Genomic DNA, 24,455 nt, shown 5'->3' on the forward strand with positions numbered 1-24,455 from the left:
CGCGCGCCCTCAGGCGGCGGCGTGGTAGATGGAAAGAATGTCCGCGCGAGTGAGGTCGCGGGGGTTGTTGTCCAGGAGGCGGCGGATGGCGTGGGCCTCGCTGGCCATGGCGGCGAAATCCGCCTGTGGCACGCCGTGGGCGGTGAGCCGCATCTCGATGCCGAGGCCCGTGCAGAAGCTCAGGGCCGCAGCGCGCACCGCAGCGGGCTCTTGGCTTGCAGGTTGTCCGAGGGCGGCCAGGATCAGCGCGGTCTTCTCAGGCGCGGCTGGGGCGTTGAAGGCCAGCGTGTGCGGGAAGATGATGGCGCAAGCCAGCCCGTGCGCCATATGGTGTCGGGTGCCCAAAGGATAGGCCACCGCATGGCCCGAGGTGGTGTTCACCGGCCCGAGGCAATAGCCGCCATAGAGCGAGGCCAAGGCCAGCCCAGCACGCGCCTCACGGTCACTGCCGTCGCGCACGGCGCGGGCGAGGAACCGCCCCACCAGGCGAATGCCCTCCAGCGCGTAGAGGTCGATCAGCGGATGCGCCCTGCGGCTGGTGAAGGCTTCCACGCAATGGGCCATGGCATCCACGCCGGTGGCCGCCGTGACCGCTGCCGGCACCGTCAGGGTGAGGTCCGGATCCACCACCGCCAGGTCCGCCAGCATGCACCGGCTCTGCACCGCCAGCTTGTTCTGAGTGGCCGGATCGGTGACCAGCGAGCGGGTGCCGGCCTCGCTGCCGGTGCCAGCCGTGGTCGGCACCTGCACCAGACCTGCTCCGCGCCGCAGGACCTTTTCCGGCCCCACCACCTCATGGAGGGTCTGGCCGCTGCCCGGCAGCACTGCCGCGAGCTTGGCCAGATCCATGGCACTGCCGCCGCCGAAGCCGATGATGAGGTCGGGCTGTTCCGCCTCGGCCAGGGCCAGCAGGCGCTCCAAATTTGGAATATCCGGCTCCGGCTTCACCTCGCCGAACACCAATGGCGTGCCCGGCAGGTCCAGAAGACCCACCCGCCCCGCATTGAAGGCATCCGCCACCACCAGCGGGCGCTGGAAGCCGCGCTCGCGCGCAAAGCGGCCCACCTGCGACACCAGCCCGGCGCCGAATGACACCGTGGCCGGGCGCTGGATGTCGATGGGCACCAACAGCGACAAGGGAGTGAGAGGCGCGTTCATGCCACGGCATCCTTCACAGGCGAAAGCGTCTGGACGGAGCGGTTTGCGGAAAGGCGCTCGGCATATTCGATCGCCTCCATGAGGCTGCGCGCATTGGCGATGCCCTGGCCGGCGATGTCGAAGGCGGTGCCGTGATCCACCGAGGTGCGGATGATCGGCAGGCCGAGGGTGATGTTCACCCCGGACAGGTCATTCCAGCGCCCGGTGGCGGGGTCGATCTCAAACCCCAGCAGCTTCACCGGGATGTGGCCCTGGTCGTGATACATGGCGATCACCGCGTCATACTGGCCCGCCCTCAGCTTCACGAACACGGTGTCGCCGGGCACCGGGCCGACCACATCCAGCCCATCCGCCACCGCCTGGGCGATGGTGGGGGCGGAAATGTCGATGTCCTGGCGGCCGAACAGGCCGCCCTCGCCCGCATGGGGGTTCAATGCTGCAACGGCGATGCGGGCGCGGCCGAGGGCAAGGCCGGACAGGGCCTCGTGGGTGAGATCGATCACCCGGCGCAGACGCTCCGGCGTCAGGCGGGCGGGCACATCCTGAAGCGCCACATGGGTGGTGACATGGCTGACGCGCATATTGCCATGGGCCAGCATCATCACCGATCCGCGCACGCCGGTCAGTTCCGCCAGCATCTCGGTGTGGCCGGGATAATGGTAGCCGGCCAGATTGAGCGCTTCCTTGTTCAGCGGCGCGGTGACGATGCCGCCGATGCGTCCCGCCTGGGCGAGACGCACCCCGCGCTCCACGGCGAGGAAGGCAAAGCGGCCGCCGTCCGCGGACACAACGCCCGGCGCGATGGGCGCGCCTTCCGGGCCGGCCTGGATGGCGCACAGGGATGGCCAGTGGGCATCGTCCTCGGACACCAGAGGAATGGCGAGATCCGGCGTGAAGGCGGCGCGGGCGCGCTCCAGCGCCACGCTGCTGCCGAGCACCACGATGCCAAGCTCTCCGGCTTCAATGCGCGGCTTCAGTTGCTGGCAGGCCTTCACGATGATCTCGGGGCCGATCCCGGCGGGATCGCCCATGGTGATGGCGAGGGGGCGGGGGCTCATGAGCCTATCCTTTCGACCGCGAAGCATGCGTCGTTCAAGAGGGTGTGCAGGAGATCCGGGGCCCCGAAGGCGCCGGACTTGGAAATGACTTCGGTGCCGTCCCAGGCGCCGCCGCGCATGCGCGAGCGCGGCACGCCCGGCATCATGGCGCCGGTGATATCGAGGCGGTGGGTGCCCACCGCAGCACACAGGGCGCGCAAGGTCTCCCCGCCCGCGCAGAGCAACGTGGCCGGGGCCGGCAGCGTCGTGGCCAGGTGCGAGACCGCACGGCTGATCAGGGTGGCCGCCGCGCCGCGTCCGGTGTCGGCGGGAAGCGTGAAACTGACAAGGGCGCATCCGCTTTGCGCCATCCGCTCGGACACCGCCGCCGCGTGACCGGCCGCCTCCACGTTCAGGCTGAGGTGCCAGCGCGGGCAGGCGGCCAGTTGCGCCGCGGTGGCGGGCTGTTCGGAGCCGAACACGCCGAGGATGGGTCCACGCAATGGGGCGGCGGTGTCCGATTGTGGTCCGGCCCCAAGCGCCCGCGCCAGTCCACCGCTGCCACACCACAAAGGCGGGCTCGCCCAGTGCCGACCGGCAGCGACGATGCGCTGGAGGTCATCCTGTGTTTCCGCATCGCAGACGCTGACACCATCCTGCGGCCCGGCGAGGCCGAGCCGGGCCGGGATGCCCTGCGCCTGGAGGGCGTCCACCAGATCGGGGCCGACCGGCGTCCACTGCCCCTGCCCGTCCCGGGCAAACTGGCGGCCGCCGCGCGTGACCCGGCCCTGAAACGGAAAGGCCGGCGCGAGGATGGCAGAACGCCAGGGCCCGCCGCGCAGGCAGGCTGCCAGTTCCGCCACGCCATGACCGCGCAAGAGGCTGTCCAACTTGAGAAAGGCGATCTGCGCGCCGTCGAGCACAGGGGCGAAGCGGCTGAACCGCGCGGCGGCAGCGGACGCGCCAAGGTCGCGCGTTCCACTGTCAAACACGGCGGCTTCCGCGCCAGCAGCCTCGGGCGCCCAGACACAGGGGATCGGCCCGAATGTCGGCACGAACTCCGCACCGGCATCCAATGCCCCCGTCAGATCGTCCGCGAGCAGTCGTAGACGGGTCATGCCGCCTCCGAGCACCGGTCGGCAGGGAGCGGAAGGCCAGATGCCGCGTCCGCGCAAAGGGCACGCAGGCAGCAGACGGGCATGGGCAGCACCAGTGGCAAAGGCATTCCTCCCGCTCGCTGATTTTGATCGGATTGCGAACGTTTGTTCGTTGTTTGAGAGAATTAGGCGCCATCTCTTGCTCCTGTCAACGGCCAGGTCGCCCGCTTTTCGGATTCACGGAAGCAATGCTGGCCTATGTTGCAGTGCATGATCCGGACGCTACGCAGCGCACTGGTGTCGTTGCGTGTTGCCGATTGACAATCCGCTGCCGCTCGGCAAACTAATCATAATACGAATAAATGTTCGCTATCCGATCAGGGAGGATATGCTTTGTCGAAGCTTCACCGCATGATCACTGCGGCGCGTGGCCTCTAGCATGCAGGGTTCAGTTCTCCTGCAGGCCGCCCCTGCCGCCCCGGCCACGGATTCCCACCGTGCACTGATCGAGGCCCACAAGGTCGACAAGACCTATGTCAGCGCGTCCGGCAGCAAGGTGCATGCGCTGGACGGCATCGATCTGGCGGTGCGTGATGGCGAATTGGTCACCATCGTCGGACCCTCCGGCTGCGGAAAGTCCACCCTGCTGCGCATGATCGCCGGGCTGGACGACTATGACGGCGGGCGGCTGATGCTCGACGGCAAGCCCGTGCTTGGCCCCTCCCGCGATGTGGGTGTGGTGTTCCAGTCGGCCAACCTGCTGCCCTGGATGACGGTGAAGGACAATGTGCGCCTGCCGCTGCGGGTGGGCGGACGCCATGAGGCCGAGCCCGGCCGCATCGAGGCCCTGCTGGAAATGACCGGCCTCGGCGATTTCGCGGACCGCTTCCCCTATGAATTGTCCGGCGGCATGCAGCAGCGCGCCGGCATCTGTCGCGCGCTGGCCCGCAATCCACGCATCCTGCTCATGGACGAGCCGTTCGGCGCCCTCGACGCCCTGACCCGCGAGCGCATGAACCTGGAACTGCAGCGGATCTGGCAGGTCTATGGCAAGACCATCGTGCTGATCACCCACTCCATCTCCGAGGCGGTATTTCTGGGCGACCGGGTGATCGTCATGTCCGCGCGTCCCGGACGGGTGCTGCGGGACATCGAAATTCCCATCGAGCGCCCGCGCAGCCTCGATACCATCATCAAGCACCCCGCCTATGCGGACATCTCCCGTGAGATCCGCTCGCTGCTGAACGCCGAAGGAGGCGTGGATTGAGCACTCTGCCCTATAGCGAGGCGCCTCCCATGGCCCCCGTCGTCCCCCGCCGCCGTCGCCGGCTGCGCCTCAGCGGTTCACTGCTGGCGGCGCTGGGCTTCGTCATCCTCATCTCCGCATGGTTTGCCGCCGTGCGGTTCCTGAAAGTGCCAGCCTATATTCTTCCGGCGCCGGAGGCGGTGGTGCGGGCGCTGTGGTCCGGGCTTGCGGTCAGCCCCACCAGCCCCATGGGCTATTATCTGCCCCTGTGGGGCTCGTTGAAGAATGCGGCCCTGGGTTTTCTGATCGGCACCGGCCTCGGCATCTTCCTCGGCTCGCTGATGGCGGAGATCCGGACTGTCGAGAAGATGCTGATGCCCTATGCCTTCGCGCTGCAAAGCCTGCCGAAGGTGGCGATCGCGCCTCTCATCGTCATCTGGTTCGGCTTTGGTGATGGCTCCAAGATCGCCATTTCCGCGCTGCTCGCCTTTTTCCCGGTGCTGATCAACAGCTTCACCGGTCTGCGCTCGGTGGAGCCGGAGAAGCTGGACCTGATGCGCTCGCTGTCCGCCAGCCGCCTGGAAACCTATTGGCTGGTGAAGCTGCCCCATGCGGCGCCGTTCATCTTCGCCGGTCTCGACATGGCGGTGGTCTATGCCCTGCTCGGCACCATCGTTGCTGAATTCCTCGGCGCGCAGCAGGGCATGGGCGTGGTTATCACCCAGGCCCAGGCGGTCACCGACGTGGCCGGCGTGTTCGCCGCCTTGGTGATCCTCGGCGCCATGGGCATCCTGCTGCACACGCTGGTGCGCCGGCTGGAATTGAAAGTGGTCCACTGGGGCAACCGGGGATCGAAATAACAAAAAATGCCAGGAGGAAACGCCATGACCGATTTCACTCGCCGCCAATGGCTACTGGCCAGCGGCGCTTTCGCCGCGGCGCTCGCCGCCGGCCCCCGCTTCGCTCAGGCCGCGGATCTGCGCCCGCTCAAGTTCGGCGTCGGCCTGAAAGCCATGGGCCCCGCCGTGATCAGCACGCTGATCGGCGAGGTCCTCGGCTACAACAAGCAGGAGGGCTTCACCCTCATTCCCGCGCCCCTTGGCACCAACGCCAATGTGCAGATCGCCATCGACAAGGGCGATGTGGATATCGGCATCGGCGTGCCGTCCTTCGGTCTGCCGCTGCTGGCCAAGGGCGAATGGCAGGGCGCGCTGAACTATTATCAGTACACCTATCCCTATAAATGGGATGTGGCCGTCAAGCCCGGCTCGGCGGTAAAGACCTATGCCGGACTCAAGGGCCTGCGCATCGGCGTGTCCGATTTCGGCAGCACCGAATATCCGGTCACCCGCAACATCCTCAAGAACATGGGCATCGACCCCGACACCGATGTGAAGTGGATCGCGGTGGGCAACGGCATCCAGGCCGGCGTGGCCCTCCAGCGCGATGCCATCGACGCCTTGGCCTATTACGACACCGGTTTCGGCCAGATCGAAGGCGCCGGCATCGAGATGCGCATCGTGCCGCGGCCGGACAATCTGCCGATGATCGGCGGCCAATTCCTCACCGCCCGCAAGGCGTTCCTGGACAAGGACCGCGCTCTGGCAGTGGGTTTCGGCCGCTCGGTGGCGAAGGCCTCGCTGTTCCTGCTGGCCAGCCCCGATGCCGGCGCGCGGGCGTTCCTGAAAATGTATCCGGAAACAGCACCGCGCGGCAGTTCTGCGGAAGATGCGGTCAAGGCCGTGCTCCAGGGCATCACCCGGCGCATCCAGCTCTACAAGCCGCCCTATGCCGACTTCAAGATGGGCCAGATCAACCCGGAGGAGTTCCGGCTGGAGGCACAGATCTTCGGATACAAGATCAGCGATCTTTCGACCTTCTATACCAATGACTTGATCGCCGACATCAACACCTTCGACGCCGCCAAGGTGGTCGCCGAAGCCAAGGCCTATACGGGCTGATGATGATGGACACAGGACCAGCCGGTCCGCCGCGCCACGCTCTGGTGACGGGGGCAAGTTCCGGCATCGGGCTCGCCATCGTCGAACGTCTGGTGGCGGACGGATGGCGCGTCACCGGCATGGCGCGACGGCCGGTTCCGATACCCGGCGCCCGCTCGATCCTCGCCGATCTGGCGGCGCCCGGCGGCGGCCTCCCTGAGTTGAACGACCTGGAGCCGGTGGATGCCTTCATCCATGCGGCGGGTGTGCTGCGGACGGCGGAATTGGGGGCCCTGCGGCCCGAGGATCTGGCTGCCATGTGGCGCCTGCATGTGGAGGTGGCGGCGCAACTGGTGGATCGCCTGGTGGCGACCATCCCCGATGGCGGCCGCATCGTGTTGATCGGCTCTCGCACCAGCACCGGCGCGGCAGGCAAGAGCCAATATGCCGCCACCAAGGCTGCCATGGTCGGCCTGGCCCGTTCCTGGGCCATGGAACTTGCAACCCGTGGCGTAACCGTGAATGTCATCGCGCCCGGCGCGACGCAGACGCCGATGCTGTCGGATCCAGCCCGGGGCGCCACGCCGCCGCGCCTGCCGCCCATCGGTCGTTTCGTCCAGCCGGACGAGATCGCCGCGCTCGCGGCATTTCTCCTTTCCCCCCAGGCCGGGGCGATCACCGGGCAGCAGATCACGGTCTGCGGCGGCGCGTCCCTATAAGCAGACGGACACCATGGCGGCAGACGATAATCCCAAGAACATCGTGCACTCGGTGGTCAAGGCGTTCGCCGTATTGCGCGCCTTCGACACCACCTTGCCCGAACTGACCATCACCGAGATCGCCGGCCGCGCCGGCCTCGACCGCGGCACATCGTTTCGCTTCGTGAACACCTTGTGCCAGTTGGGATATCTGGCGACCGTGCCGCACAGCCGGCGTTTTCGTCTGACCCTGAAATGCCTGGAGCTGGGCTATACGCCGCTGGCGCGCGGAAACCTGAAGCTGCTGGCTCGCCCCCTGCTGGCGGAATTGGTGCCGGACGTGGTGGAGGCGGCCTCGCTGGGGATGCTGGACGACACCGACGTGGTCTATGTGGAGCGGGTGCAGAGCGACCTCAAGCTCAATCTCGACCGGCGCACCGGCTCGCGGACCGGGGCCTATGGGGCGGCGCTGGGCCATGCCATGCTGGCCCATCTCCCGCCGGAAAAAGCCGAGGACGTGCTCCGCCGCAGCAATCGTGTCCGCCTGTCCGAGCGCACCCTGACCGACGTGGACGAACTGATGCATCGCCTCGCCTTGGTGCGAAAGCGCGGCTACGCCGTCTCCGATGGCGAGAACGCCTATGGCCTGCGCACGGTGGCCACCGCCGTGCTCGACCCGGACGGCTTCCCGGTGGCGGGTGTGAGCGCCACCATCAATTCCGAGCGCATGAATCTCGACGACTTCATCCGCACCGTCGCCCCGGAGGTGCAGCGGGTGGCTGCGGACCTGAGCCGCGGCGTGCATTTGTCCTTTGGCTCCGTGGCGCAGGCCAAGGGCTAACGGTCCGAGCGACGTCCACGGATCCCCTTTCGGAGTTTCTCGATGAATACGCCCATGCCCTTGCGGCCCGTCACCACCGGCGCCGGAGTCCCACCGGAGCCGCCTCTTGTCCGCGACGGGCGTCTGCGCATTGTCGAAAGCGGCCGCGTAGAAGCCGTGCTGCCATCTCCCTGCATCCAGAACCATGCCGCCAACCTCATGGTGCTGGCCAATTGCGACCTGCTATGCACCTGGTTCGGCGGCACCCAGGAGGGCGTGCCGGATATCTCGCCCTTGCTCTCACGCCTCCCCGCCGGCGGGGATCGCTGGTCGGAGCCGGTGCGCCTGTCCGATGACATGACCCGCTCGGAGCAGAACCCGATCCTCGCCTATGGCCCGGACGGAAAGCTCTGGCTGCTGTTCACCTCCCAAGTGTCCGGCAACCAGGACACCGCCATCGTCAAATGCCGGGTGTCCGAGGACGAGGGGCTCACCTGGGGTCCCGTGCACACGCTGATCGACCGGCCCGGCACCTTCGTGCGCCAGCCCCCGATCCTGCTGGCAAACGGCGACTGGCTGCTGCCCACGTTCCTCTGCCGCACCACGCCCGGAGAGAAATGGGTCGGCAATGACGATATCAGCCAGGTGCTGATCTCCTCGGACGGCGGGGCGACATGGTCGGCCCATGACGTTCCCGGCAGCCTGGGATGTGTTCACATGAACATCGTGCCCGGTCCCAACGGCCTGACCGCTGTATTCCGCAGCCGCTGGGCAGATTTCGTCTATCTCAGTCGGTCCACCGACCATGGCCGCACCTGGAGCCCGCCCGAACCCACCGCGCTGCCGAACAACAATTCCTCGATCCAGGCGACGCGCCTGCGCGACGGCCGGCTGGCCATGGTGTTCAACCGCTCCAGTGCCCTGAACGCCACGGAGCGGCGGGTGTCGCTATACGATGATCTGGAAGACGATGCGCCGACACTGCCCCCGGCTTCGACCCCTCGCCCCGTCCCTGCGCCGCCCGCCCGCACGGCCTTCTGGGGCGCACCACGGGCGCCCATGAGCATCGCCTTCTCGGCAGACGACGGCCGCAGTTGGCCCGAAATCCATGACATCGCTTTGGGCGACGGCTTCTGCATGACCAACAATTCTAGCGAGAAGCGCAATCGCGAATTGTCCTACCCCACCGTGGTGGAGACGGCGGATGGGTCCTTGCACATGGCCTTCACCTTTTTTCGCCAGGCGATCAAATACGTTCGCCTGAGCCGATAACCTCCGGCTGCTTAAGGCGGCGGCGATCAAATGGTGCGCAGAAGATCTCGGCGGACTGCGGGAACCCGGGCTCTCACAACGCAGCACTCTCCCCAGGTTTCCGAGCGCCTCGCGTTAGGGCAAGAGACGGGCCGCGCTTGACCTTGTTGTCATTTCCCGCACGTTCTGTGGGCGCGCCGGTTCCGGCGTGCCGCAAGCGTCATCGAAAGTGCAAGGAGCATCCATGCCCGCCGCCACCAGCCAGACCGCTTCCCTCTCTCGGGCCGACCAAGCGGTGGCATGGCTGGCGCCGCGTGGCGCCGAAATGGAAGCGCTGCTCAACCGCTTCGTGTCGATCGATTCCTACAGCCACGACAAGGCCGGCACTGACGCCATGGGCGAAGCCGTCGCCGAGGCTCTTGCCGCCGACGGCATCGTGGTGACGCGCATTCCCAACTCGACCTTCGGCGACGTGATCCGCGCAGAGGTGGCCGGACACTCAGACGGACCCTATGCCCTGCTGCTGGGGCACCGGGACACGGTGTTTGCCACCGGCACCGTCGCCCGTCGCGGCTACACCGCCTCCGGCCAGACCGCGTACGGTCCCGGCGTCGCGGACATGAAGGCCGGCCTGGTGACCAACATCTTCGCCTTGCGGGCTATCAAAGCCATCGGCGGGTTGGAGCGTCCGGTAGTCGCTCTGTTCACCGCGGACGAAGAGATCGGCTCGCCCAGCGGACGGGCGCAGATTGAAGGCGCCGCCCGAGGTGCCCGCGCGGTGTTCAATTCCGAACCGGGTCGGGTCAGCGGCAACGTGGTGACCGCGCGCAAGGGCGGCGCATCGTTCCGCATTGCGGTCACCGGACGGGCCGCGCACTCGGGCGTCAACCATGCGGACGGCGCCAGCGCCATCGAGGCCTTGGCCCGCAAGATCGTGCGCCTCCACGCCTTGACCGACTATGCCACCGGCATCACCACCAATGTGGGGGTCATCAAGGGCGGGAACACCCACAACACCGTTGCCCCCTGGGCCGAAGCGGAACTGGACCTGCGGTTCGTCACGCTGGAACAGCATGCGCGGCTCATGGCGGAGATCGCGGCCATCGTGGCGGTGGAGGAGATCCCCGGCACCTCGGCCACCCTGACCGCCAAGTCCGTATTCCTGCCGCTGGAAGAGCAGCACTCCGCCGGGCTGTTCGCCCTGTATCAGGCCGCAGCCATGCGGGTCGGCTTCGCGGTTGAAGGGGAGTTCACCGGCGGCTGCGCGGATTCCGGCTTCACTGCGGCGTTGGGCGTCCCCACCTTGTGCGGGCTTGGCCCCGTGGGCGGCAAGGCCCATACGGACGAGGAATTCTGCCGCCTCGATACCCTGGTCCCTCGCACCCAGGCGCTGGCCGCCACACTCTGCGACCTCCCCTGAGGCACGCATCAGGTGCCAAGACCACATCGATCACGCAGCGATGCGGGCGGCTGCGCGCTGACGCTCGGCGGTCTCAGGTTTGGCATCTATCCACATGCTTTACACGCAGAACCCCGCCCATTGCGCAGGCATGGGCGGGTCGGCGCGCACCCCCGTGCCGCTTCCGGGACGGAAGCCTGCGCCGACTGGGAACATATGGGTTTCGTCCACAAAACGTTGCCTAATCGCACAAGGATCGTCGTCATAGACGTACCGTCGAATTGGCGATGAAAGCGTTGCCGTGCCCGCCCGATAGGCGGCGTGTCACCACGGCGCGCATTTTTCGCCCAACCTTTCATCACGCGCACTTATTGTGCATCTCGAATGCGTCTCGTAGGCTTCGCCCTGTTGATGGCAGCGCCGGGAGAGACTGGACCTCGCGGTCCGGCACCGAAGGAGCAACCGCCCCGGAAACTCTCAGGTAGCAGGGACCGGCGCCGCCCGAACAGTCCGGAGAGTGATCGGTCACCCCGATCCGCCGAAGGAGCAAACCGGTTTGGCCGGTGAATCTCTCAGGCCCAATACGGACGGGGCAGGAGTTCAGGAACGGGAGGCTTTGCCCCCGCCGTCCGCCCATGACGCTGTCCGAGCACGATTTTGAAATGACCCTTTTCGCCCGACGATCCGCACCCGCGGATGCGCGTTCAACATCTCGACCGAGGGAAGCTGGCATGGCCTGGTTCACGAACGGCTCTTCCGACCATACGACAGGGACGCGCACGCGAGCGAGGCCGTCGCCTTTGGCTCTGGTCTCGGCCATCGCACTGGGCGCAGCCGCGCTCGGCGGACTGGCAACGGCCGCTGAAGCGGCCGGAAGCACCGTGCGCGCGGTGATGCATTCCGGCCTGCGCGTGCTCGACCCGATCATCACCACCGCCCACATCACGCGCAACCACGGCTACATGATCTACGACACGCTGCTGTCGATGGACGCCGATTATAAGCCTCAGCCGCAAATGGCCGAGTACAAGATCTCGGACGATGGGCTCACCTACACGCTCACCCTGCGCGAAGGCCTGCTCTGGCACGACGGAACACCGGTGACCGCCGAGGATTGCGTCGCCTCGCTGAAGCGCTGGGCCCAGCGCGACACCGGCGGCCAGATGATGATGGACGTCACCGAGAGCCTGACCGCCGCCGACGCCCGCACCATCGTGCTGAAGCTCAAGCAGCCGTTCGCCCCGGTGCTGGACATGCTGGCCAAGCCGTCCTCGGTGGTGCCGTTCATGATGCCGAAGAAGGTGGCGGAGACCCCGTCCACGGAATCCATCACCGACCAGACCGGCTCCGGCCCGTTCAAATTCATCAAGGGCGAATTCCAGCCCGGCGTGAAGGTGGTCTACGAGAAGTTCGACAAATACGTCCCCCGCAAGGAGGCCCCCAGTTGGACTGCCGGCGGCAAGGTGGTGAAGGTCGACCGGGTCGAATGGATCAACATGCCCGACGCCCAGACCGCGCTGAACGCGCTGGGCTCCGGCGAGATCGACTATATGGAAGCCCCGCCCGTCGACCTGCTGCCCATGGCGGAAAGCAACCGCGACCTGCGCAAATTCACCTGGAACCCCCTCGGCAGCCAGACCATGGGGCGGATGAATTTCCTCTATCCGCCATTCGACAACGTGAAGATCCGCCGGGCGGCCATGCTGGCCATGAACCAGGAAGATGTGCTGGCCGCTCTGATCGGCAATCCAGACTATTACAAGGTCTGCGCCTCCATGTATGGCTGCGGCGTGCCGCTGGAAACCAATGCGGGAGCGCCCCCCAGCCTGACCTTGAAGGGCGACGCCAAGGCGGCCCAGGCGCTGCTGAAGGAAGCCGGATATGACGGCACGCCGGTGGTCATCCTCCAGCCCACCGACGTCATCACCACGGCGCCCCAGCCGGTGGTCGCGGCCCAGTTGCTGCGCAATGCCGGGTTCAAGGTGGTGCTCCAGCCCATGGACTGGCAGACCCTCGTGACCCGCCGCGCCAGTCAGGCGCCCATCGCGGAAGGCGGCTGGAACATGTTCTTCACCAACTGGATCGGTGCGGAAGTGTGGACGCCTTTGGTCAATCCCATGCTCAATGGGCGCGGCAAGAAGGGCGGTTTCTTCGGCTGGATGGATGACCCCGAGCTGGATGCCATGCGCGTGTCCTTCGCGGCGGCCAAGACCCGCGACGAGCAGAAGGCGATCGCCGCCAAGATCCAGGCCCGCGCCTATGATGAGGTGGCTTATGTGCCGCTCGGCACCTACATCATCCCCGCCCTCTACCGCACCTCGCTGTCCGGCCTGATCCGCGGTCCGGCGCCGCTGTTCTGGAACGTCAAGAAGGCCGACTGAGCCCTGACATCGCGCCTGCGGCCTTTGGCGTTGCAGGCGCGGCAAGACCTCTCCGGCAGGCCCTCCGGCCTGCCGGCTTGTGAAAAAGGATGGCAGTATTGATCGCGCCTCGACGGCGCGGATCAACCATGGCGCAGGCCATGCGCAGCTGCCGAGCGAGGATCCTCTATGCTCGCCTATACGATCCGGCGTGTCCTGGCCGCCATTCCCGTCATGGGGGTGGTTGCCTTGTTCGTCTTCCTGCTGCTGCGCCTGACGCCCGGCGACCCGGCGGCGATCATTGCCGGCGACATGGCCACGCCCGCGCAATTGGAGGCGATCCGCACCAGCCTTGGGCTCAACCAACCGGTGGCGATCCAATTCATCACCTGGATCGGCCAATTGCTCCAGGGGGACCTCGGCACATCGCTGATCTCCAAGACCCCGGTGACCACCCTCATCCACCAGCGTCTGGCGCCGACCTTGAGCCTGGCGCTGGTGACCATGGCGCTGTCCATCGTCATCGCCGTGCCCATGGGCGTTCTGGCCGCCTGGAAGCACGGCACCTGGATCGACAATCTGGTCATGGCCTTCTCAGTGCTGGGTTTTTCGGTGCCGGTGTTCGTGATCGGCTATGTGCTGATCCAGGTCTTTGCCATCGAATTGCGCTGGTTCCCGGTGCAGGGCTTCACGCCCATAGAGAAGGGCCTCGGCCCGTTCCTGCAGCGGGCGACCCTGCCGGCCTTCACTTTGGCCTCGATCTACATCGCCCTCATCGCCCGGATGACCCGAGCCAGCCTCCTGGAGGTGCTGGACGAGGACTATATCCGCACCGCCCGCGCCAAGGGGGTCGGCGAGCAATTGGTGTTGTTTCGCCATGCCTTGCGCAATGCGGCGGTGCCCATTCTCACCGTCATCGGCACCGGCTTCGCCCTGTTGATTTCCGGCGTGGTGGTCACGGAAAGCGTGTTCAACATTCCCGGCCTCGGGCGGCTGATCGTGGATGCGGTGCTGGCCCGCGACTATCCCGTCATCCAGGGCCTGATCCTGCTGACCTCCGGCATCTATGTGTTCGTCAACCTGTTGGTGGACCTCTCTTATTCCCTCCTGGACCCGAGGATCCGCTACTGATGCTCCAGACCTCGAGCGGCGCGGACGCCATGCCGGTCACCCGGCCCCGCTTCATGCCCAACCTCGCCCGCTGGCGGATCGCGCCGGTGCTCGCCTCCGTCTGCCTGGTGGCGATCATTGCCATTGCTGTGTTCGCGCCGCTGATCGCGCCCCATGATCCGCTGACGATGATGCCCAGCCAGCGCCTCAAGCCGCCCACTGCCCTCCACCTGCTGGGCACCGATGCCTATGGCCGCGACCTGTTCTCGCGGTTGCTGTACGGGGCGCGTGTGTCACTCATTGTCGGATTGGGTGTAACAGTGATTTCCGTGGTGATTGGCCTGCCGTTAGGGCTGATTTCCGGCTACTTTCGCATGTTGGACGCAATCCTCATGCGGATCATGGACGGGCTCATGGCCATCCCCAGCGTGCTGCTGGCCATCGCGGTGGTGTCGCTGTCCGGTTCCTCGCTCACCACGGTGATGATCGCCATCACCATCCCCGAGGTCCCCCGCGTGGTGCGGCTGGTGCGCTCGGTGGTGCTCTCTGCTCGGGGGGAACCTTATGTGGAGGCGGCCATCGCCATGGGCACCAGCCTGCCCAGCATCCTGCGTAAGCATCTCATGCCCAACACCTTCGCCCCGCTGATCGTCCAGGGCACCTATATCTGCGCCTCCGCCATTCTCACCGAGGCGATCCTGTCCTTTCTGGGCGCCGGCATCGGCACCGAGACCCCGTCCTGGGGCAATATGATCGCCGAGGGGCGGATGTATTTCCAGTTGAAGCCCTCGCTGATCTTCTGGCCGGGCCTCTTGCTCTCGGTCTGCATCCTGTCCGTCAACCTCCTGGGCGACGCGGCCCGCGATGCGCTGGATCCGCGCATGAAAAAGCGGGGAGGCCTGTGATGAGCGCTCCAACCACCCCTCCCCCTGTTCTCGCCATCGACCGACTGGTGGTGAACCTGCCCACATTGAAGCGGCCGATCCTGCAAGGCATCTCGCTGGACATTGCGGCAGGGGAAACGCTCTGCCTGGTGGGCGAGAGCGGCTCGGGCAAGTCGGTCACCTCGCTGGCCACCATGGGCCTGCTGCCCAAGAAGATCCTGAAGGTCACCGCCGGCAGCATCAAGCTGGACGGCGAGGAATTGGTGGGCGCCAGCGATGCCCGCCTGCGCGCGGTGCGCGCCAGCCGCATGGCCATGATCTTCCAGGAGCCCATGACCGCGCTCAACCCGGTGCTGCCGGTGGGCCGGCAGATCGAGGAGGTGCTCAAGACCCATCTGCACCTGTCCGCCGCCGATCGCCGGGCCAAGGTGTTGGCGATGATGGAGCAGGTGCACCTGCCGAATATCGAACGGGTCTATGGCTCCTATCCGCACCAGCTCTCGGGCGGCCAGCGTCAGCGCATCATGATTGCCATGGCGCTGATCCTCGATCCGCGCCTCCTGATCGCCGACGAGCCCACTACCGCGCTCGACGTCACCACCCAGAAGCAGATCCTCAAGCTCATCAAGGAATTGCAGGAGCGGCGCGGCACCTCGGTGCTGTTCATCACCCATGACATGGGCGTGGTGGCGGACATCGCCGACCGGGTCTGCGTCATGCACCATGGCGAGATGGTGGAAACCGACACGGTGGACACCATCCTGCGCCATCCGCGCGAGGATTATACCCGCCGCCTGCTGGGCGCCGTGCCCAGTCTCGTGCCCCGCCCGGCCCGCCTGGCGGAAAGCCTCGAGCCGGTGCTGCGGGTCAATGCGCTGGCCAAGACCTATGCCACCCGTTCCTTCCTCGGCAAGGCGCGCGAGACCATCGCCGCCGCCGATGTGAGCTTCGAACTGGTGCGCGGGCGCACGCTGGGCATCGTGGGCGAGAGCGGTTCCGGCAAGTCCACGGTGGCGCGCTGCGTGATGCGGCTGATCGATCCCACCTCGGGCTCCATCCGCCTCGGCAATCAGGAGGTCTCGGACCTCTCGGCCCCCGCGCTGCGGCCGTTCCGCAAGCGCATCCAGATGATCTTCCAAGATCCCTATCGCTCGCTCAACCCGCGCATCAAGGTGGGCGAGAGCATCGTCGAGGGACAATTGAATTTCGGCACCCCTCGTCCCGCCGCCATGGCGCGGGCGCGGGAATTGATGCCGCTGGTAGGCCTGCCCGAGGATGCGGTGGAGCGGTATCCGCACCAATTCTCCGGCGGCCAGCGCCAGCGCATCGCCATCGCTCGTGCCTTGGCGATGGAGCCGGACGTGCTGGTGGCGGACGAAGCGGTCTCGGCGCTGGACGTCTCGGTGCAGGCGCAGGTGCTGGACCTGCTGGCGGACATCCAGGCCCGCCTCGGCATCGCCATCCTGTTCATCACCCACGATCTGCGGGTGGCGGCGCAGATCTGCGACGACGTGGTGGTGATGCACAAGGGCCGCATCGTCGAATACGGCCCTGCCGCCGATGTGCTCGCCGCGCCCAAAGCGGAGTACACGCGCGACCTGCTGCTGGCGGCGCCCGGCCGCCATTGGGACTTTGCCAATTTCCGCCCCCTGGCGACCTTCGCCAGTGCTCTTGAGGACGTCCGCTAAATGAGTGCGCCGCGTATTGCCGTCGGTGGTTTTCTGCACGAGACCAACACCTTCGCCCCCTCGCCTGCCGAATATACCGCCTTCCTGCAAGGCGGCGGCTGGCCGCCTTTGAGCCGGGGTGCCGAGATTTTCACCCGCCTGCCGGGCAAGAATGTCGGCCTTGCCGGCTTACTGCTGGCGGCGGAGGAGCGCGGCTGGGAGATCGTGCCGACCCTGTGGTGCGCCGCCAGCCCCTCGGCCGCGGTGACGCAGGATGCCTTCGAGCGCATCATGGCCGAGATGATGGAACGTCTGGCCGCTGCCGGCCCGGTGGATGCGGTCTATCTGGACCTGCACGGCGCCATGGTGGCCGCCCACTTCGATGATGGCGAGGGCGAGGTGGAAGCCCGCGTGCGCGCGCTCATCGGGCCGGATGTGCCCCTCGTGGTCAGCCTGGACCTGCACGGCAACGTCACGCCGAAGATGGTGGAGGCCGCCGACGCACTGGTCGCCTATCGCACCTATCCGCATATCGACATGGCCGATACCGGCCGCCGGGCGGCGGGCGTGCTGGCGGCGCGCATGGCCCATGGCCGCCCCTTCGCCAAGGCCTTCCGGCAGATCCCGTTCCTGATGCCCATCGCCTGGCAATGCACCGAGATGGAGCCGTGCCAGTCACTCTACCGGCAGCTTGCCGCGCTGGAGTCTGACCGCGGACTCGCCAGCCTCTCCTTCCTGCCGGGCTTTCCGGCGGCGGATTTTCCTGATTGCGGCGGCACCGTCGTCGCCTATGCCGCCACCCAGGCGGAGGCGGATGCCGCCGCCGATGCCATGGCCGCTTTGGTGAATGCCCAGGAAGACGCCTTCGCCGGCACCGCTTATGAGCCGGAAGCCGGGGTGCGCAAGGCCATGGAGATCGCCGCCACCGCCACCCGCCCGGTGGTGATCGCCGATACCCAGGACAATCCCGGCGCCGGCGGCAATTCCGACACCACTGGCATGTTGCGGGCGCTGGTGGCCTGCGGTGCCGCCCGCGCGGCCCTCGGTATCATGGTGGACCCGGCTGCGGTCCAGGCTGCCCATGCGGCCGGCGTCGGCGCGGAAATCGACGTGGCGCTAGGCGGCAAGTCCGGCGTGGCGGGGGATGCCCCGTTCGAGGGCCGGTTCGTGGTGGAAACGGTGTCAGACGGGCTGTTCGAGTCCACCGGCCCGTTCTACGGCAAGGGCCCGATGAATCTCGGCCTCTCCTGCTGCCTCCGCATCGGCGATGTGCGGGTGGTGGTGGCCTCGCGCAAGGCGCAAATGGCCGACCAGGCCATGTATCGCTATGTGGGCATCGAGCCCACGGCACAGGCGATCCTGGTGAACAAAAGCTCGGTGCATTTCCGCGCCGACTTCACCCCCATCGCCGAAACCATCCTGGTGTGCACCGCCCCCGGCCCCATGCCACTGTCGCCGGCCGTCCTGCCTTGGAAACACCTGCGCCCCGGTGTGCGCCTGTCGCCCAAGGGCGTACCCTTCGCCTGACCTTTTCCCGTTTCAATCCCCGTCCTCAGGATTTCCCATGCCCGCGATTCCGCACATCCAGGCCTTCGCCGACGAACTGGTTGCCATCCGCCGCGACATCCACGCCCATCCGGAAATCGGCTTCGAGGAAGTCCGCACCTCCGGCATCGTGGCCGAAAAGCTCGCCTCCTGGGGCGTCGAGGTGCATCGCGGCATCGGCAAGACAGGCGTGGTGGGCGTCCTGCATGGCAACAAGGGCCCCGGCCGCCGCATCGGCCTGCGCGCCGACATGGACGCTTTGCCCATGGACGAGACCACCAATCTGCCGTTCAGCTCCAAGAACCCCGGCGTGTTCCACGGCTGCGGCCATGACGGCCACACCACCATGCTGCTGGGCGCAGCGCGCTATCTGGCGGAAACCCGCGATTTCGCCGGCACCGTCGTCTTCATCTTCCAGCCGGCCGAAGAGGGCCTGGGCGGCGCCCGCGCCATGCTGGCGGACAAATTGTTCGAGCGCTTCCCCTGCGACGAGGTGTTCGGCCTGCACAATGCCCCGAACATCGAGGACGGCAAGGTGCGCATCTTCGCCGGCCCGGCCCAGGCCGGGGCCGATTTCTTCGACATCAAGATCACGGGCTGCGGCTCCCATGGCGCGCGCCCGGAGGTCTCCCGCGACCCGGTGATCGCGGCCACGGCCCTGGTGCAGGCGCTGCAATCCATCGTCAGCCGCAATACTGATCCCCAGCATGCCAGCGTGCTGTCGGTGACCAAGATCCACGCCGGCTCGGCCTATAACGTCATTCCCCAGGAGGCGACGCTGGGCGGCACCATGCGCTTCTTCGATCCGGCCACCGGCGAGCTCATGCGCCAGCGCATGCGCACCGTCGCCGCCGGCATTGCCGCCACCTTCGAGATGGAAGTCGAGGTGGACATCCGCTCCATCTTCGACGTGCTGGTGAACCACGAGACCCAGAGCGACGCCGCCGCCAAGAGCATCGCCAAGATCGTCGGTGCCGAGAACCTGCTCACCGATGTGGCGCCGATCATGGGCAGCGAGGATTTCGCCGACATGCTGCGCGCGGTGCCCGGCGCCTATTTCTGGGTGGGCCACGGCGGCAACGTCCCGGTGCACAATCCCGGCTTCATCCTGGACGAGGCCATCCTGCCCATCGGCTCCAGCCTGCTGGCGACGGTGGCCACCGACCGTCTCGCCGCCGCCTGAGGATCATCCGATGGATCTCAACGCGCTGCCCTTCGACGCCCAATCCATGCTGGCGCGCCTGCGCCCGTGGATTGAATGCGAAAGCCCCACCTGGGATGCCGCCGCCGTCTCGGCGGCGGTGGGCCTCGCCTGCCGCGATGCGGCAGCGGCAGGCGGGCGCGTCGAGACCATCCCCGGCCCCAAGGCCACCGGCGGCGAGCAACTGGGCGACTGCGCGCTGGTGCGCTTCCCCCATGCGAATGCCGGAGAGCCCGGCATCTTGGTGATGGGCCATTTCGATACGGTCCATCCCATCGGCACCCTGGCGGATCTGCCGTTCCGCCAGGAGGGCAACCAATGCTGGGGGCCGGGCATCCTCGACATGAAGGGCGGCACCTTCACCGCTCTGGAAGCGGTGATCCAGCTGGCCAAGGCGGGCATCGCCACGCCCTTGCCCATCACCTTCCTGTTCACCAGCGACGAGGAGATCGGCAGCCCCGGAACCCGCGCCCTGATCGAGGCGGAAGCCCGGCGGCATAAATACATTCTGGTGCCGGAGCCGGGGCACAAGGACCGTGGCGTCACCACCGGGCGCTATGCCATCGCCCGCTATAATCTCGCCGCCCACGGCCGCCCCAGCCATGCGGGTTCGACCTTGAAGGAAGGCCGCTCCGCCATCCGCGAGATGGCCCGGCGCATCCCGCAGATCGAGGACATGACCTCCGACGACTGCACCTTCTCGGTGGGCGTGGTGCATGGCGGGCAATGGGTGAATTGCGTCGCCACCACCTGCGCCGGCGAGGCGCTGAGCATGGCCAAGCGCCAAGCGGATCTGGACGCCGGCACCGCGCGCATGCTGGCGCTCAACGAGCGACACGAAGACGGCACCGGCTTCGAGGTGACCATGGGCGTGGTGCGCCCGGTGTGGGAGCCGGACGCCGGCACCCTGGCGCTCTATGAGCAGGCGCGGCAGGTGGGGGCGGATCTGGGACTGGACCTGCCGCACCGCTCCGCTGGTGGTGGGTCCGACGGCAATTTCACCGGCGCCCTGGGTATTCCCACCCTGGACTCGCTGGGGCCGAGCGGGGCGCATTATCACACCCTGAACGAGCATATCGAGATCGACACGCTGCCCCAGCGCGGGCGCCTGATGGCCGGCCTGATGGCGCGCCTCGCCTAGGCGGCAGATGGACCATTCCACCGCGCTTCAGGCGCCGGGGCCGCCCCCTGAGCCCAGGCAAACGTCAAGCATAGCCTTGGCCATAGCTGCGCGGTTTCCGCATTTTTAGTGCCCTCCCCTACGCGATCCCTGGAACGAAGTTTCCGAAATCAGGTTCTGATACGGAAACCAAGTAACAGGAGCGTATGATGGGTCGCGGAATTTTGCTTTGGCTTCTGGGTGTGCCGATCCCGGTGATTATCATCCTCGCTCTTTTGTTCCGTTGAGCGGGGACATTATGACACCCCCAACCTATTCCACGGCGCCGCTGGCGGTTGAAGCCGCCGCATCCGGCGTTTCCTGGCAAGCCATCGTCGCCGGTGCGCTAGCGGCAACGGCAACAACCGTTTCACTGACCCTGTTGGGCTCAGGAATCGGCCTCACCACCCTCTCGCCCTGGACCGGTGGCCCCGGGGCCGGAACATTCGCCATGTCCGCCGCCGTCTGGCTGGTGGTGACGCAGTGGCTGTCCTCCGGCATCGGCGGCTATCTCGCCGGTCGGTTGCGGACCAAATGGACCGACGTGCGCTCGGACGAGGTATTCTTCCGCGACACGGCGCACGGCTTCCTGGCCTGGTCGCTGGCCACCGTCGTAGTGGTGTTCGTTCTGGCCTCGGCCACCACCTCGCTGGTGAGCGGAAGCCTGCGGGCGGCGGGATCCCTGGTTGGCAGTGCCACCCAGGGTGCGGCGCAGGGCGCCAGCCAGCAGGCCGGATCTGTGACCGATCCCACCGGCTACTTGGTGGACACCCTCTTCCGCACCACTACGCCCCAGCCGGGCAGTGACGCGGATGTGCGCGGCGAGACCACCCGCATTCTGGTCGCGGGCCTCACAAATGGCGACGTGCCCGCGGCCGACCGCACCTACCTGGCGCAGATGGTGTCGGCTCGCACCGGGCTCACGCAGCCGGAAGCGGAAAAGCGGGTGAATGACGTCATCACTCAGGCCCAGGCTGCCAAGGTGAAGGCCAAGGAGGCCGCCGACGCCGCCCGCAAGACCGCTGCCACCATCGCTATCTTCACCGTCCTGTCCATGGCGGTGGGTGCCTTCATCGCCAGTGTCGCTGCGGCCCTCGGCGGCCGTGCGCGAGACGACGCCGACCTCATCGCCCGCTAACCGTCCAACCAAGGAGAGATATCATGGCCAAGCAGCCCAAAGACCTCAGCGACCTGTTCCACGAGACCGTGAAGGACATCTACTTCGCCGAGCGCCAGATTCTGCGCGCGCTGCCGAAGATGGCAAAGAATGCCCAGAGCCCGGAACTGGCGAAGGCATTCGAAACCCATCGCGATGAAACCCAGGTGCATATCGAGCGCTTGGAGCAGGTGTTCGAGATCATCGGCAAGAGCCCGCGCGGCAAGACCTGCGATGCCATCGTCGGCATTCTCGATGAAGGCAAGGAGATCATGGAAGACTTCGCCGACACCCAGGCGCTGGACCCCGGCATGCTGGCGGCCGCCCAGGCGGTGGAGCATTACGAGATCAGCCGCTACGGCACCCTGAAGACCTGGGCGATCCAGCTGGGGCATCCCGATGCCGCCAAGCTGCTGGACGCCACGCTCCAGGAGGAAATCAAGACCGACAAGCTGCTGTCCCAGCTCGCCACCGCCTCGGTGAACCGCAAGGCGGCCTGACAGCTCAGGCCTCGACACGCCTTTCGCAAAGCCATCGCCCGGCGCGGACCTGTCCGCGCCGGGCGATGTATGTCAGCCCATCGCAGCTGCCGCGACCGCCACGTCCCAGGCCGCCACATCGAGGAACGTGCTCTGGTAGCAGGCACCCTCGCCCATGTCGGTGAGGCGGTCGGTGCACAGCATGTTGACGGTCCCATCCACCCCCTCCGCCCCAGGCCGCTGGCCGGGCACCAGGATGACGCCTGGGGGAATGTCGTCCGCCACCTTCAGCATCAGGCCGATGGTCGCGCGGTCGTTGAACAGCCGGACCTTCGCGCCATCCTGCAGGCCACGCTTCGCCGCATCGTCGGGATGCAGGATGCAGTAGGGCTTGCCCTCCCGCTGTCGCAGGAAGGCGACGCCGGAGAATGACGTGTGCGGCTGGAAATAGGACGGCGCGGTGAGCAGCCGCAATGGCCAGTCCCGCGCATCCGCCTCCTCCTGGGCGTCCGGCTCCCAGTCCGGGAGCGGCGCGAGCCCCTGGTCGGCCAGCGTCTGGGAAAAGATCTCCAGCTTGCCGGACGGCGTGCGGAAGTCCTGGGCGTCGGGCATGGGTACCTTCACCGCCTTGCCGGACAGCAGATCGGCGGGATCGATCTGCGCCACCGCACCCGCCGCCCCCTTGAAGAATTCCGGCAGGATCTCCTCCTCGCTCATGCGGAACACGGGATCGGTGACGCCCATGCGCTGCGCGAGGGCCTGGGCCAGCTTGAAATTGGACCAGACCTCCCCCTGCGGCGCCACGGCGGCGCGGGAGAACTGCATGTAGTAGCTGCCGTAGCTGCGGTAGAAATCCGCCGTCTCCAGATAGGTGGTGGACGGCAGCACGATGTCGGCAAACAGGGCGGTATCGGTCAGGAACGGATCATGCACCACAGTGAACAGATCCTCGCGGGCAAGACCAGCCCGCACCTTGCCCGCATCGGGGCAGGTGACCGCCGGATTGTTGGCAGCCACGAACAGACCCCGCAGCGGCGGATCGCGCAATTCCAGCAGGTCCCGGCCCAGCAGGCTGTGGTTGATCAGCCGGGTCTGCGCCGGGCCGGAGGGCGGCTTGCGCACGGCGGAGAAGTTGAACTCCATGGAACTGGCGGCGGCCAACAAGGCGCCGCCGCCGCGCCGGCCATAGGCGCCGGTGATGGCGGGCAGGACCGCCACCGCCCGCAGCGATTGGCCCCCGTGCGCCAACCGGGTCATGCCCTCCCCGAGCCGGATGAAGGAGCGCTTGGCCGCGCCATACATCGCCGCCAGCCGCTCGATATCGGCCACCGCGAGGCCGGTGATGCCCGCCACGCGCTCCGGCGGGAAGCGCGGCACCACATCCCGCTCCCACTGCGCGAAGCCCAGGGTGTTTTCATCGATATAGGCCCGGTCGCACAACCCGTCCCGCGCCAGGATATGGACGATGCCGATGGCCAAGGCCGCATCGGTGCCGATGCGGATCGGCAGATGCCAGTCGGCACTGGCAGCGGTGCGGCTGCGGCGCGGATCGATGACGATCACCTTGGCCCCGGCCTTGCGCGCCCCATCCAGCTTCGCCCAGAAATGCACGTTCACCGCCATCAGGTCGCAGCCCCATGCGATGATCAGATCGGAGTCCACCACCGCTTCCGGGTCGGTACCGCCGACCGGCCCGACGGTGGCGTCCCAAGCGGCCTCGCAGCAGGTGTCGCACACCGTTCCGGCCTGCAGGCGGCTGGTGCCCAGCGCGTGGAACAGGCCATTGACCATGTGCCGGTTCATCTGCCCCTGGTGGGCGCTATAGGCATAGCCCAGCAAGGCCAGCGGGCCGCACTCGGCGATGATGCTCTGCCAGCGGCTGGTGATCTCATCCAGCGCCGCGTCCCAGCTGATGGGCGCGAACTGCCCCGCCCCCTTCGGCCCCACCCGGCGCAGCGGCGTGGTGAGGCGCTCGGGGGAATGCACCAGTTCCGCATCCCGATTGACCTTGGCGCAGGCAAAGCCGGCGGTGAACGGCTGCTCAGGATCGCCGGAAACCTTGATGATCCGGTCCCCCTCCACCTCCACCTGCAATGAGCACATATCCGGGCAATCATGGGCGCAGGTGGCGCGTACGATGGTCATCGGGCATCCTTCGGTGGCAGGCCGACCAGCCGATGCTGATCCGTCCGAGGGTAGCTTCCTCTGGGAAGTGGTCTGGTTCAATGGCCACTTTCCACTCCATGCA

General features: G+C 66.9%; 20 protein-coding genes and 1 riboswitch. Of the genes, 16 read left to right on the forward strand and 4 right to left on the reverse strand.

From position 1 onward, the window contains the following. Positions 1-9: 9 nt before the first annotated feature. Genes AAG816_RS17970 through AAG816_RS17980 form a run of 3 tightly spaced genes read right to left on the reverse strand, consistent with a single transcriptional unit; the run spans position 10 to position 3,313 of the window. Positions 10-1,158, reverse strand: a complete 1,149-nt coding sequence (locus AAG816_RS17970) for an iron-containing alcohol dehydrogenase (protein WP_341991041.1) — start codon at positions 1,156-1,158, stop codon at positions 10-12. Then, the gene (pdxA, locus tag AAG816_RS17975; RefSeq protein WP_341991042.1) at positions 1,155-2,216 is read right to left on the reverse strand and encodes a 4-hydroxythreonine-4-phosphate dehydrogenase PdxA; all 1,062 of its coding nucleotides are present in this window, start codon (positions 2,214-2,216) and stop codon (positions 1,155-1,157) included. The genes AAG816_RS17970 and pdxA overlap by 4 nt, the downstream gene beginning before the upstream one ends. Beyond that, complete coding sequence (locus tag AAG816_RS17980; protein ID WP_341991043.1) at positions 2,213-3,313, reverse strand: four-carbon acid sugar kinase family protein; 1,101 nt, start codon at positions 3,311-3,313, stop codon at positions 2,213-2,215. The genes pdxA and AAG816_RS17980 overlap by 4 nt, the downstream gene beginning before the upstream one ends. 418 nt (positions 3,314-3,731) lie before the next feature. Between AAG816_RS17980 and AAG816_RS17985 the strand changes: the two genes are divergently transcribed. The 16 genes from AAG816_RS17985 (at position 3,732) to AAG816_RS18060 (ending at position 22,228) form a co-directional block, all read left to right on the forward strand. Next, a complete protein-coding gene (locus tag AAG816_RS17985; protein ID WP_341991044.1) occupies positions 3,732-4,559 on the forward strand; it encodes an ABC transporter ATP-binding protein in 828 nt (275 codons plus the stop codon). Further along, positions 4,556-5,398 carry an ABC transporter permease gene (locus AAG816_RS17990; RefSeq protein WP_341991045.1) on the forward strand — a complete coding sequence of 281 codons (843 nt, stop codon included), beginning with the start codon at positions 4,556-4,558 and terminating at the stop codon, positions 5,396-5,398. The genes AAG816_RS17985 and AAG816_RS17990 overlap by 4 nt, the downstream gene beginning before the upstream one ends. A 24-nt stretch (positions 5,399-5,422) precedes the next feature. Continuing rightward, positions 5,423-6,499: an ABC transporter substrate-binding protein gene (locus AAG816_RS17995; protein WP_341991046.1), complete on the forward strand. Its 1,077-nt coding sequence runs from the start codon at positions 5,423-5,425 to the stop codon at positions 6,497-6,499. A gap of 5 nt (positions 6,500-6,504) precedes the next feature. Then, positions 6,505-7,197: an SDR family oxidoreductase gene (locus tag AAG816_RS18000; protein WP_341991047.1), complete on the forward strand. Its 693-nt coding sequence runs from the start codon at positions 6,505-6,507 to the stop codon at positions 7,195-7,197. A gap of 13 nt (positions 7,198-7,210) precedes the next feature. Continuing rightward, positions 7,211-8,017: an IclR family transcriptional regulator gene (locus AAG816_RS18005; RefSeq protein ID WP_341991048.1), complete on the forward strand. Its 807-nt coding sequence runs from the start codon at positions 7,211-7,213 to the stop codon at positions 8,015-8,017. Positions 8,018-8,071: 54 nt separating this feature from the next. Beyond that, the gene (locus AAG816_RS18010; RefSeq protein WP_341991049.1) at positions 8,072-9,268 is read left to right on the forward strand and encodes an exo-alpha-sialidase; all 1,197 of its coding nucleotides are present in this window, start codon (positions 8,072-8,074) and stop codon (positions 9,266-9,268) included. Positions 9,269-9,491: 223 nt separating this feature from the next. After that, entirely contained in the window at positions 9,492-10,667 is a 1,176-nt protein-coding gene (locus tag AAG816_RS18015) for a M20 family metallopeptidase (protein WP_341991050.1), read from the forward strand. 479 nt (positions 10,668-11,146) lie between these two features. Then, positions 11,147-11,243: riboswitch (glycine riboswitch) on the forward strand. Between the two features lie 227 nt (positions 11,244-11,470). Beyond that, positions 11,471-13,027 (forward strand): ABC transporter substrate-binding protein, encoded by a 1,557-nt coding sequence (locus AAG816_RS18020; RefSeq protein ID WP_341991080.1) that lies wholly within the window; start codon positions 11,471-11,473, stop codon positions 13,025-13,027. A gap of 168 nt (positions 13,028-13,195) precedes the next feature. Then, positions 13,196-14,137, forward strand: a complete 942-nt coding sequence (locus AAG816_RS18025; protein WP_341991051.1) for an ABC transporter permease — start codon at positions 13,196-13,198, stop codon at positions 14,135-14,137. A 29-nt stretch (positions 14,138-14,166) separates the two neighbouring features. Continuing rightward, positions 14,167-15,021: an ABC transporter permease gene (locus AAG816_RS18030; RefSeq protein WP_341991081.1), complete on the forward strand. Its 855-nt coding sequence runs from the start codon at positions 14,167-14,169 to the stop codon at positions 15,019-15,021. Continuing rightward, the gene (locus AAG816_RS18035; protein WP_341991052.1) at positions 15,021-16,688 is read left to right on the forward strand and encodes an ABC transporter ATP-binding protein; all 1,668 of its coding nucleotides are present in this window, start codon (positions 15,021-15,023) and stop codon (positions 16,686-16,688) included. Before AAG816_RS18030 ends, AAG816_RS18035 begins: the two co-directional genes overlap by 1 nt. Beyond that, the gene (locus tag AAG816_RS18040; protein WP_341991053.1) at positions 16,689-18,194 is read left to right on the forward strand and encodes a M81 family metallopeptidase; all 1,506 of its coding nucleotides are present in this window, start codon (positions 16,689-16,691) and stop codon (positions 18,192-18,194) included. 37 nt (positions 18,195-18,231) lie between these two features. Next, a complete protein-coding gene (locus AAG816_RS18045; RefSeq protein WP_341991054.1) occupies positions 18,232-19,395 on the forward strand; it encodes a M20 aminoacylase family protein in 1,164 nt (387 codons plus the stop codon). A gap of 10 nt (positions 19,396-19,405) precedes the next feature. Next, a complete protein-coding gene (locus tag AAG816_RS18050) occupies positions 19,406-20,554 on the forward strand; it encodes a M20/M25/M40 family metallo-hydrolase (RefSeq protein WP_341991055.1) in 1,149 nt (382 codons plus the stop codon). Positions 20,555-20,831: 277 nt separating this feature from the next. Further along, positions 20,832-21,710: a hypothetical protein gene (locus AAG816_RS18055; RefSeq protein ID WP_341991056.1), complete on the forward strand. Its 879-nt coding sequence runs from the start codon at positions 20,832-20,834 to the stop codon at positions 21,708-21,710. Positions 21,711-21,733: 23 nt separating this feature from the next. Beyond that, positions 21,734-22,228: a ferritin-like domain-containing protein gene (locus AAG816_RS18060; RefSeq protein WP_341991057.1), complete on the forward strand. Its 495-nt coding sequence runs from the start codon at positions 21,734-21,736 to the stop codon at positions 22,226-22,228. 72 nt (positions 22,229-22,300) lie between these two features. Here the strand turns inward: AAG816_RS18060 and AAG816_RS18065 are convergent, their stop codons facing one another. Then, a complete protein-coding gene (locus AAG816_RS18065; protein ID WP_341991058.1) occupies positions 22,301-24,352 on the reverse strand; it encodes a molybdopterin-dependent oxidoreductase in 2,052 nt (683 codons plus the stop codon). Positions 24,353-24,455: the final 103 nt, after the last annotated feature.

The sequence above is a fragment of the Azorhizobium sp. AG788 genome (assembly GCF_943371865.1).
Taxonomy (GTDB): Bacteria; Pseudomonadota; Alphaproteobacteria; order Rhizobiales; family Xanthobacteraceae; genus Azorhizobium.